The sequence below is a fragment of the Allobosea sp. LC85 genome, assembly GCF_000735605.1.
Lineage (GTDB): Bacteria > Pseudomonadota > Alphaproteobacteria > Rhizobiales > Beijerinckiaceae > Allobosea.
This window is the reverse complement of record NZ_JPKG01000013.1, coordinates 80,628-90,889: the sequence shown is the minus strand read 5'-3', so window position 1 is coordinate 90,889 and position 10,262 is coordinate 80,628. Positions and strand designations below refer to the sequence as shown.

Below are 10,262 nucleotides of genomic sequence, written 5' to 3'. Positions count from 1 at the left end.
AGAACCTTCGATGCGCTCTGGAAGGCCGTCGGCAACATCTGCGACCTATTCAAGCCGCAAGAGTGCCAAAACCTCTTCAAACATGCCGGGTATGCGTACGATTAAACGTCCGACGGTCTAGGACTGCGGGCTCGAAGTGCCGCGGCCGATATCTGCGGCCATCGCGCCAACCCCGGCGGCAGTGGTGACCCCGACGGTGAGGTGCGCCTCGTGAACCTCCACCAGACAGGGGTATTCGCCCCGTCGCATCAGGCTGTTGAGACGCAGGTTTCTGTAGTTTTCCGGCACGAACACGAGGCCCCCGGGAAAATGCCTGTTGACCTTGAGCTGCGCCGTCAGCTCGCCCTGCGCGGATCGGACAACCACCTGATCGCGATCCGAAAGGCCACGCTGCGCGGCATCCTGCGCGCTCATCTCGACATAGGGGTCAGCCGCGACCGTATTCAGGATCTCCGAGCGCTCGGAAAGATATCCGTTGTGGAACAGGCAGTTGCCGGTGATCAGCATGAGCACGTCGGCTGCATTCGGGACGGCAGGCGGCGGGGCGAAGATCGCGTCAGCCGGTGGCGGCGGGGCCGCCCTGGTGAATGCTCCGTCGACGCCTAGCCCGCTTTGCGTCAACCCTTGGTAGGCCGGCACCAGCCTCGCAATCTCGTCGAAGATGTCGCCTTGTGTTGACGGACGCAGCTCCTGATTGCGGAGCGCGGCAATGAAGTCGAAGATCGCCAAATTGCCTCGTGCCTCGAAGGCGGCTTCGCGAAACTTGCAGACCTTCTGGGTCCGGCCCTCATTGTTGGTGAATGTGCCGGATTCCTCGCCATAACCTGCCGCGGGCAGGACGATATCGGCCAAGCCGACCGTGTCCGTGAGGAACGTGTCCTGCACGATCAGGAGATCGGCCGCAGCAAGCGCCCGCTTCGCGAATGTTCGGTCGGGGTAGGCCATCAGCGGGTCGCTCCCGACAATATAGAGCGCGCCCATTCGCCCATTGTTGCAGAGCTCCAGCATGGCGTCGAAATCCGCGCCCGGTTCAGACGGGATTGCGGCACCCCAGACCCGTTCGAGAGCTGCGCGCGCCCCATCATCGGCGACCCTGTGCAACCCCGGCAGCGCCGCCGGCAGCACCCCCATATCCCAGGCGCCCATCTGATTGGCGCGATCGAAGAGGATCTGCATCGCCGGGTCCTTACCGAGGGTGCGGAGAAGCCGCAGCAAGTTGGTGAGCTGCTGCAACGTTGCGCGCGCTTCGGGTGATTTGAGGATATCGACGCTGACAAGCACGGTGACGCTCCGGCCTTCCAGCAGCGCGGCGCTGAGACGATCCGGCGGGTCACCATCAGCGCTCGCGGTGGGCACGGCGGCTGCCGCTCCGATGCCCACAGGAACATCGTCCGGCAAGGCGGGATGAGCCACCGTCATCAGCCCGGCCACCACCGCGGCAAGGCTCGCCGCCTCACCGCCCGGCGGAACGCGAACAACCGCTCGGGCATCGGCGTCCAGACGGGATGGCCGCGCCGAGAGCATGAGCAACCCGGTGTGCCGCCGCCGCGCCCCGTCCCGCAGCAGATATTCGGTGACCGGGTTTTCTTCGGTCACGTTGCCGCCGACGACAAGCACGCAATCCTTGCCGATCACCTCTTCCAGCGGCGCGCGCGTGTAGAAGCTCAACAGGGGACCGAGCGCATCGAAGGGCGTGGACCAACGCGAGGTGCAGTCGATATTATTGGTTCGGAACACCGTCCGCATCAGCTTCTGGAACTGATAGAGCATCTCGTTGGGCAAGCGCGGCGAGGCCAGCCCGCCCGCAGCCTTGCTCTCGACTGCCGAGAGGCGCCGGCGCAGCTCGTCGCCCGCTTCATTCCACGAAACCGCAACCAGGGCGCCATCCCGACGGATCAGCGGCCGCTTGATCCGGTCGGGGCTCCCGACGAAGTCGAGGCCGAAACGCCCCCGCACACAGAGCGTTTCGCGATTGACCCCATGCTCCCATTTAGAGCGGACCCGCATAAGCTCGCCCTTGCGCGTGCCGACGGTCAGCTGGCAGCCGGTGCCGCAATGCGGGCAGATTGTATCGGTCTCAGCCAGATCCCAGGGCCGCGCCTTGTAGCGATAGGGGAAGCTCATCAGCGCGCCGACCGGACAGACTTCGATGCAATTGCCGCACTGGTCGCAGCTCGCGAGACTGCCCTCGAAGCCGGTGACGGCGGTATCCATGCCTTTTTCGACGGTGCCCAGGGCGACCGCGCCGACGACCTCCTCACACATCCGGACGCAGCGCTGACACTGGATGCAGCGGTTGACGTTCATGATGACGACCGGGCTGAGACGAATGTCCTCGGAGTGGAACACACGCTTGGCATCGCGGAACCCGCTTTCGCGGGGCCCATAGGCCATCACCTGATCCTGAAGCTCGCACTCGCCACCCTTGTCACAGATCGGGCAGTCGAGGGGGTGGTTGGCGAGCAGCATGTCGAGCATGGACGAGCGCGTTTCGTCGATCAGCTGTGTGTTCGTCCGCACCACCATGCCGTCAGTGACCGCGGTGGCGCAGGAGGGCTGCAGCCGCCGCTGCCCCTCGATCTCCACCAGGCACATGCGGCAGGAGGCCAGTGGCGGTAACCGCTTCATGTAGCAGAAGGTTGGGATGTCGATGCCCAAGCGCTCGGCGGCCTGCAGCACCGTCGAGCCGGCCTCCACCTCCAGCGGTCGTTCATCGATCGTGACGCGAACCATGGCTTCCCCTCGGCCGTTTCCCTTCATGCGCCTTAGTGAAACGGGCATCTCCGCCCATCGATATGAGCAACGAACTCGGGCTCGAAATGCGCCAGGGCCGCGCGCAGCCCCATTGCCGCGCCGTCGCCCAGAGCGCAGAACGTATTGCCGAAAATGCCCTTGCAGAGCGCCTCGAGCTGCTCTCGATCGCCCGGAGCGCCCTCGCCGGCCTCGATCCGGCGCAGCACTTTCACCGCCCAGTTCAGCCCTTCGCGGCAGGGTGTGCACTTACCGCAGGACTCGTGATGGAAGAACTCGATGATCCGGGTGGCGACCTTGACCATGCAGGTCGAGTCATCGATCACGATCACCCCGGCAGAACCGAGCATCGAGCCGGCGGCGGACAGCGAGTCGAAATCCATCCCGACATCCAGCCCTCGCTCCGGAATCAGCGGTGCCGATACACCGCCAGGAATCACCGCCTTGATCCTGCGCCCTGGCAGCGGCCCGCCGGCGTGCTCCTCGACCAGTTCGCGCAGCGATATGCCCATCGGCAGCTCGTAAAGGCCGGGTTTGCGCACCTGCCCGCTCAGGCAATAGAGCTTCGGGCCGGGGCTCTTGTCCGGGCCGATGTCGCGGAACCAGGCCGGTCCCCGCATCACGATGTGCGGCACGCAGGCCAGCGTCTCGACATTGTTGATCACCGTCGGGCTGGCATAGAGCCCCGCAACCGCCGGAAATGGCGGCTTCAAGCGCGGCTGCGCCCGCTTGCCCTCGAGGGAGTCGAGCATCGCGGTTTCCTCGCCGCAGATGTAAGCGCCAGCGCCGCAATGGATGTGCACGGCGAAATTGAAATCCGAGCCCAGGATCTGCGAGCCCAGATAACCCTTCGCCTGTGCCTCGGTGATCGCCTGTTCCAGCCGCCGGATCGCCAGCACATACTCCCCGCGGATATAGACATAGGCGGTTTCCGCCCCGATCGCGTAGGCGCTGATCGCCATGCCCTCGATCAGTTGGTGCGGGTCGCGCTCCATGATGATCCGGTCCTTGAAGGTGCCGGGCTCCCCCTCATCGGCATTGCAGCACAGGTATTTCGGCTTGCCAGCCCGCTTCGGCACGAAGCTCCATTTCAACCCGGTTGGGAAGCCTGCTCCGCCGCGACCACGCAGGTTGGATTGCTTGACGAGGTCGATGACCCCGTCGGGGGGGTGCTCGCGCAGCACCTTCGCCAGCGCCTGGTAACCGCCGCCGGCCTCATAGGTCGAGAGCAGATGGCCATCCGGCACGTCCATGTTCCTGAGAAGGACCGGTTCGAACATGGCGCTACCCTCCCGGCGCGCCTACGACGACGCGTTCGGCGCTTGTTACTTGCCCCGCCGCCTTGCACAGCCTGTCCAGGAGCGCGCCGAGCCGCGCGATGTCGAGATCGCCGTGATAGTCGTCGCCGACCTGCATCACCGGGGCCATCTCGCAGGCGCCGAGGCATTCGACGGTCGACAGCGTGAACAGCCCGTCCGGGGTCGTGCCGCCCTTTTCAATCCCCAGCACCGCCTCCAGATGCCGCAGCAGGTCTTCCGATCCGCGCAGCATGCAGGAGACGTTGTCGCAGAGCTGGAGGTGGAACCTTCCCACCGGCGTGGTATGGAAGAGGGTGTAGAAGGTCGCCAACTCGTAGACCCAGATCCGCTCAACGCCGAGGATGTCGGCGACCTCCTCCAACACCGGAGCGGGCAGATAGCCATGTTCCTTCTGCGCGATCAGAAGCGCGGGCATGATCGCCGAGCGCTGGTCGGGATACCGCGCAGCAGCCGCCTCGATCTGTTCGCGCATGGTCATCGCGTCCAAATCTCCCGCTACTTGTCCACCTCGGCCATCACAGGGTCGAGACTGCCCAACACGGCGATCATATCCGCCAGATAGTGCGCATTGCTGACCCCGAACAGTCCCTGAAGGTTGACGAATGACGGCGCCCGCACCTTCATGCGGAACGGTTTTTCCGACCCGTCGCTGATGATGTAAAAGCCGAGTTCGCCCTTCGGCGCCTCGATCGCCGAGTAGACCTCGCCCTTCGGCACCTTGAAGCCATAGGCCGACAGGTCGAAATGCTGGATCAGCGCCTCCATCGAGCAGTGCACCCTGTCCTTGTTCAAGGGGAAGGCGATGGTCGGCATGTCGATCTGGAAGGGTCCCTCGGGCATCTGGTCGACGCATTGCTCGATAATCCGGATGCTCTCGCGCATCTCCTCGACCCGGCAGCACCAGCGCGCGTGGCAATCGCCCTCCTCACGGGTAATGACGTTAAAGGCGAGGCGGTCGTAGACCTCATAGGGCTCGTCGCGGCGGATGTCCCAGTCGACGCCCGACGCCCGCAGGTTCGGGCCGCTCAGACCAAGATCGATGCCATCCTCGGCAGAGATCACGCCGATCCCCTGGGTGCGCTTCAGGAACACCCGGTTGTTCTCGATCAGCCGCTCATAATCGCGGATCCGGTTCGGGAAGACCTCGCAGAACTCCCTGATCTTGGGGAAGAACCCGTTGGGCAAATCCTCGCGCACACCGCCGACACGGCAGAACGAGGTGTGCATCCGCGCCCCGCTGATCATCTCCAGCAGGTCCATGACCATTTCGCGCTCGCGCATGGCGTAGAGCAACGCGGTCATGGCGCCCAGATCCATCGGCAACGCGCCGGTAATCAGGAGATGGCCGGAGATCCGGGCCAGCTCGGCCATCAGCACGCGGATATACTGCGCACGGATCGGCGCTTCGATGCCCAGAAGCTTCTCCACGGCCAGCGCGAAGGCCAGGTTGTTCGACGGCGGGCACAGGTAGTCCAGCCGGTCGGTCAGCGGAAAGATCTGGGTATAGGTGAAGCTCTCGGCCAGCTTTTCAGTGCCGCGGTGGAGATAGCCGATATGCGGATCCACGCGCGCGACATGTTCGCCGTCGAGTTCGAGGACGAGCCGCAACACCCCATGCGTACTGGGATGCTGAGGGCCGAGGTTGAGAAGCACTTCCCTGGTGTCGAGCGCTTCGCCTTCCGGCCTGCTGAGTTCCGTGACCTCGGTCATCTCAACTCTCCGGCGTGGAACGGCCCCCTTACGGAATATTCCCGGTGGCGAGGTCGGGCTGAGTCGGTCGCGGACCTTCGGCGCCGAACGGATTCAGCTCATCCTTGTAGCCCCGGAGCGGAAAGTCCTTGCGTTGCGGGAAGCCCTCGAACCCCTCCCACATGTAGATCCGGCGCAGGTCGGGGTGGCCCTCGAAGCTGATCCCGTACATGTCCCAGGCCTCGCGCTCATGCCAGTTGGCGGTGCGCCAGACGCCTGTCACCGACGGGACGACAGGCGGATCGCCGAGGCGGCATTTTATCCGGACGCGCCACTTATTCGGCAGCGAGTAGAGGTGGTACACGGCCTCGTAGCGCGGCATCTCGGGGTAATGGTCGACCCCGCAAATGTCGGACAGAAAATCGAACCGCAGCGCCGGGTGCTCCTTCAGGAACCGGCAGAGTTCGACGATCATGTCGGGGGCTGCGGAGAAGCCGTGAACGCCATGCGCGAAGCCGAGATCCTCGATCAGGCCCCCGAAGCGCTCCGCAATCGGAGCGCTGTTGAAGGGCGTTCCCGTGCTCATGGCGCCAGCACCCGTTCCAGACGCGTCCCGGCCAGCGCCCGGGATTTCTTGATTTTCTCCTGAAGCAGCAGGAAGCCATGCATCAGCGCCTCAGGCCGCGGCGGGCAGCCCGGCACATGCACGTCCACCGGTACGAAGGTTTCCGCACCCTGCACCACGGCATAGGTGTTGTAGACTCCGCCCGAAATCGCGCAGGTGCCCATCGCGATGACCCAGCGCGGCTCCGGCATCTGGTCATAGAGCCGGCGCACGACGGGCGCGAATTTCCGCGTCACGGTGCCGGCAATGATCATCACGTCGGACTGGCGTGGCGAAGGCCTGAAGACCACGCCGAACCGGTCGAGGTCATAGCGCGCGCACCCTGCTGAGATCATTTCGATGGCGCAACAGGCAATGCCGAAGGTCTCGGGCCACAGCGCCGACTGCCGGCTCCAGCCGATTATGCTGTCGGCCGTGGTGAACAGCACGCTGTCGCGGATCGCGTTGTTTACGCTTCCCATTCCAGCGCTCCCTTCAGCCAGGCGTAGGCGAAGCCCACGACAAGCAGCAGCATGAAGACGAACATCTCGATATAGCCGACAAGCCCGATCTCCTTCAGGACGACTGCCCAGGGAAAGAGGAACATCGTCTCGACATCGAAGACGACCAGCAGGATCGCAAGGATGAAGAATTGCACCCTGAAGCGGCCTCCGGCCGCCTCGCCCGCCGGGTCCATGCCGCATTCATAGGGCATGTTCTTCGCGGGATAGGGATTGGACGGGCGCAGGAGTGAAGAGACAAAGAGCGTCGCCGTCGCGACCAGAACAATTCCGGCGACCATGAACAGAACCGGCAGGAATTCCATTCCCGTCATGACGTATGACCCCGGTTACCCCGAGGGCTTGCTCAAGCCGAAACCGGCCGCTTCGGGACCGGTCTAACGCAGGCCCTCGCATAAAACTTGGGCATTCATGCCCTGTATTGCAACTCTATTCGCTCTGTTGGACTGGCGCAATTCCAGGCGCTTAGCCGCCGAACACCGAGTTTTGAGCAAGTCCCAGAAACCACGCCGGGAACAGGCCGATGCCGATGGTGCCAATGGCGGTGACGGCGAGTGCGGCACGAACCAAGGGCGTCAAGGCCGGCTCGAACGCGCGTTCCGGCTCGCGCATGTAGATCACCATCACGATGCGGATGTAGAAATAGGCGGCAACCGCGCTGAGCAGCACCGCGACCACCGCCAGTGTGACGAAGCCCCGCTCGACGAGCGCGACCAGCACATAGAACTTGGCGAAGAACCCGGCTGTCGGCGGGATGCCGGCCAGAGAGAAGAGATAGAGCAGCATCAGAAGCGCCAGCCCGCGATGCGACCGGGCGAACCCCGCATAGTCCTCGATGCCCTCGCCCGAGACATCGCCGTTCCGCATCATGATGACGGTGCCGAAGATGCCGAGGTTCATGAACGCGTAGATCAGCAGATAGAGCATCACGCTGGCGATCCCATCCGCGCCGCCGGCCACCACCCCGAGCAGGGCGAACCCGGCATGGGCGATACTCGAATAGGCAAGGAGGCGCTTGAAATTGTCCTGCACCAGCGCCACGAAACTGCCGAGCGCCATCGTCACCACCGCAATCACCGCGACGATGATCCAGGCATCGGAGGCCGTGACCAGCGGGTTCAGGAACACGCGCAGGATCACTGCGAACCCCGCCGCCTTGGGCCCTGCCGACATGAAGGCCGCGATCGTCGTCGGAGCACCCTCATAGACATCCGGCACCCACATGTGGAACGGCACCGCACCGACCTTGAAGACCAAACCCGCGACGATGAAGACCACCGCCAGCAGCAATCCGGGGTCGAGCGGGGCTCCGGTCACCGCCGCAGCCATTCCGTCCAGTTGCGTCGTGCCGGTGATCCCGTAGACCAGCGAAACGCCATAGAGAAAGATCCCGGTCGAGATCGAGCCAAGGATCACGTATTTCAGCGCCGCTTCGTTAGACCGCCGCTGCTGTCGCAGGAACCCGGTCAGCACATACGTGCAGAGCGCCATCAACTCGAGGCCCACATAGAGCGACAGTAGGTCTGTCGCCGAGGCCATGATCATCATTCCCGACAGCGCAAAGAGCAGAAGGACATAGTATTCGCTGCTCTCAATCCCCTCGATATCGGTATATTTTCGCGAAAGGAGGAATGTCAGAACGGTGACCAAGTAGAATATGCTCTTGAAGAAAACCGCGAAGCGATCGGCGATGAACATGCCCGCGTAAGCTGGTCTCGCCTCACCCACCAGCATGAGTGTCGCAAGGGCCGCAATCAGCACGACCGCAATGGACGTGCAAACAAGGAAACGCCCTTGTCCCTTCCGTACAAGCTGACCCAGGATCAGCAGGGCGCACGCCCCGGTGACCACTACGATCTCAGGCAGGCTCGCGAGGATAGACTGGACAAGCGCGTCGGCGGTCATGGACCGCCTCCGCTGCCATGCACCTGCATCAGCAGATGCTTCACCGAGGCGTCGATGATGCCGAGAAAGGGCTTTGGATAGAGCCCGCCCCAAAGCACCAGGACGGCCAGCGGCAGGATCGCCGCTAGTTCGCGGGCGTTCACGTCATGGATCTTGAATCGCGTGCCGACGCTGGCCGGGCCGAGCGCGACTTTGCGATACATGCCAAGCAGATACGCCGCGCCGAGCACCGCCCCGAGGATGGCGACCGCAGTGAGCGCCGGGTTGGCCGCGAACCCACCCGACAACACCAGCAGTTCGCCCACGAATGAATTCGTGCCCGGCAGCGCCATCGACGACAAGACGAACAGCGCCAGAAACACCGTATAGACCGGTGCCGCCTTCATCAGCCCGCCATAGTCCGCGATGCTGCGGGTATGGGTCCGCTCGTAGATCAGGCCCACGAACAGGAACAATGCGCCCGTCGTGACGCCATGATTGAACATTTGCAGGATGCCGCCCTCGAGCCCGCGCAGGTTCAGGGAGAAGATCCCGAGTGTCACGAAGCCCATGTGGCTGATGCTAGAATAGGCCACCAGCTTCTTCAGGTCGTCCTGTGCCAGGGCAAGCAGCCCGCCATAGACGATGGCAAGCGCCGAAAGGGCCAGCATCAGCGTGGAATAATGCACCGACGCCTGTGGCAGCATCGGCAGCGAGAAGCGCAGGAACCCATAGGCGCCCATCTTCAGGAGCACGGCTGCGAGGATAATGCTGCCCGCCGTCGGCGCCTGTACATGGGCGTCCGGTAGCCAGGTATGGAGCGGGACCATCGGCACCTTGACCGCGAAGGCGATCAGGAAGGCAAAGAACAGCCAGGACTGGACCCGAAACGGCAAATCCTGCGCCGTCAGCACGAGGATATCGAAGGTGCCACCGTGCAAATAGAGCACGATGACGCCGATCAGGAACAGGAGGCTGCCCGCCAGCGTGTAGAGGAAGAACTTGAACGCCGCATAGACCCGACCGTCACCGCCCCAGATGCCGATGATCATGTACATCGGGATCAGCATCGCCTCCCAGAAGACATAGAACAGGAACAGGTCGAGTGCGCAGAACACACCCAGCATCAGCGCCTGCATGACCAGCAGGCTGACCATGAACTCCTTCACCTTGCGGTCGATCGCGACCCAGGAGGCGAGCACGCAGATCCAGCCCAGCAGCGCGGTCAGGACTATGAAGAGCGCGCTGATCCCGTCCACGCCGAGCGCGTAGCTGATCCTAAGCACCGGAATCCATGAACGCCTCTCGGTGAACTGCATCTCATGGGTCGTGGTGTCGAATCCAGCCAGCATCGCAATGCAGAGAGCGAAGTCGAGAACGGTGACACCCAACGCCGTCCAGCGGACCGCATCGTCGTTGCGGAAAAACATCAGAGCCGCGGCCCCGGCGGCGGGCAGGAACACGATCAGGCTCAGCAGCGGGAACGCCATCGCT

The 10,262-nt window shown here is 63.6% G+C and carries 9 protein-coding genes and 1 pseudogene; 1 reads left to right on the top strand and 9 read right to left on the bottom strand.

The window, feature by feature from the left end; genetic code table 11:
- Nucleotides 1–105 (top strand): annotated as a pseudogene (locus FG93_RS33515) (IS630 family transposase); the annotation flags it as partial.
- Nucleotides 106–117: 12 nt separating this feature from the next.
- On the opposite strand, the gene nuoG reads toward FG93_RS33515, so the two are convergent.
- The 9 genes from nuoG to FG93_RS06255 all read right to left on the bottom strand — a co-directional run bounded on the left by nuoG (nucleotide 118) and on the right by FG93_RS06255 (nucleotide 10,258).
- Entirely contained in the window at nucleotides 118–2,733 is a 2,616-nt protein-coding gene (gene nuoG, locus FG93_RS06295) for an NADH-quinone oxidoreductase subunit NuoG (RefSeq protein ID WP_043233032.1), read from the bottom strand.
- A 32-nt stretch (nucleotides 2,734–2,765) separates the two neighbouring features.
- Nucleotides 2,766–4,031, bottom strand: coding sequence for an NADH-quinone oxidoreductase subunit NuoF (gene nuoF, locus FG93_RS06290; RefSeq protein WP_043233030.1), 1,266 nt, complete (start codon nucleotides 4,029–4,031; stop codon nucleotides 2,766–2,768).
- A gap of 4 nt (nucleotides 4,032–4,035) precedes the next feature.
- Entirely contained in the window at nucleotides 4,036–4,548 is a 513-nt protein-coding gene (nuoE, locus tag FG93_RS06285; protein ID WP_043233029.1) for an NADH-quinone oxidoreductase subunit NuoE, read from the bottom strand.
- A gap of 17 nt (nucleotides 4,549–4,565) precedes the next feature.
- The gene (gene nuoD / locus FG93_RS06280; protein WP_043233028.1) at nucleotides 4,566–5,780 is read right to left on the bottom strand and encodes an NADH dehydrogenase (quinone) subunit D; all 1,215 of its coding nucleotides are present in this window, start codon (nucleotides 5,778–5,780) and stop codon (nucleotides 4,566–4,568) included.
- 28 nt (nucleotides 5,781–5,808) lie between these two features.
- Nucleotides 5,809–6,345, bottom strand: coding sequence for an NADH-quinone oxidoreductase subunit C (locus FG93_RS06275; protein WP_043233027.1), 537 nt, complete (start codon nucleotides 6,343–6,345; stop codon nucleotides 5,809–5,811).
- Nucleotides 6,342–6,845, bottom strand: coding sequence for an NADH-quinone oxidoreductase subunit B family protein (locus FG93_RS06270; RefSeq protein WP_043233025.1), 504 nt, complete (start codon nucleotides 6,843–6,845; stop codon nucleotides 6,342–6,344). The genes FG93_RS06275 and FG93_RS06270 overlap by 4 nt, the downstream gene beginning before the upstream one ends.
- The gene (locus FG93_RS06265) at nucleotides 6,833–7,198 is read right to left on the bottom strand and encodes an NADH-quinone oxidoreductase subunit A (RefSeq protein ID WP_043233023.1); all 366 of its coding nucleotides are present in this window, start codon (nucleotides 7,196–7,198) and stop codon (nucleotides 6,833–6,835) included. Before FG93_RS06265 ends, FG93_RS06270 begins: the two co-directional genes overlap by 13 nt.
- 151 nt (nucleotides 7,199–7,349) lie before the next feature.
- Nucleotides 7,350–8,789, bottom strand: coding sequence for an NADH-quinone oxidoreductase subunit N (locus tag FG93_RS06260; protein ID WP_043233022.1), 1,440 nt, complete (start codon nucleotides 8,787–8,789; stop codon nucleotides 7,350–7,352).
- Entirely contained in the window at nucleotides 8,786–10,258 is a 1,473-nt protein-coding gene (locus tag FG93_RS06255; protein ID WP_043233020.1) for an NADH-quinone oxidoreductase subunit M, read from the bottom strand. The genes FG93_RS06260 and FG93_RS06255 overlap by 4 nt, the downstream gene beginning before the upstream one ends.
- Nucleotides 10,259–10,262 lie beyond the last annotated feature (4 nt).

Bases quoted from the DNA above. Each gene is read 5' to 3' on its own strand.
- FG93_RS06255 (WP_043233020.1), bottom strand. From the start codon at position 10,258: ATGGCGTTCCCGCTGCTGAGCCTGATCGTGTTCCTGCCCGCCGCCGGG.
- nuoF (WP_043233030.1), bottom strand. From the start codon at position 4,031: ATGTTCGAACCGGTCCTTCTCAGGAACATGGACGTGCCGGATGGCCAT.
- nuoG (WP_043233032.1), bottom strand. From the start codon at position 2,733: ATGGTTCGCGTCACGATCGATGAACGACCGCTGGAGGTGGAGGCCGGC.
- FG93_RS06265 (WP_043233023.1), bottom strand. From the start codon at position 7,198: ATGACGGGAATGGAATTCCTGCCGGTTCTGTTCATGGTCGCCGGAATT.
- FG93_RS06270 (WP_043233025.1), bottom strand. From the start codon at position 6,845: ATGGGAAGCGTAAACAACGCGATCCGCGACAGCGTGCTGTTCACCACG.
- nuoD (WP_043233028.1), bottom strand. From the start codon at position 5,780: ATGACCGAGGTCACGGAACTCAGCAGGCCGGAAGGCGAAGCGCTCGAC.
- FG93_RS06260 (WP_043233022.1), bottom strand. From the start codon at position 8,789: ATGACCGCCGACGCGCTTGTCCAGTCTATCCTCGCGAGCCTGCCTGAG.
- FG93_RS06275 (WP_043233027.1), bottom strand. From the start codon at position 6,345: ATGAGCACGGGAACGCCCTTCAACAGCGCTCCGATTGCGGAGCGCTTC.
- nuoE (WP_043233029.1), bottom strand. From the start codon at position 4,548: ATGACCATGCGCGAACAGATCGAGGCGGCTGCTGCGCGGTATCCCGAC.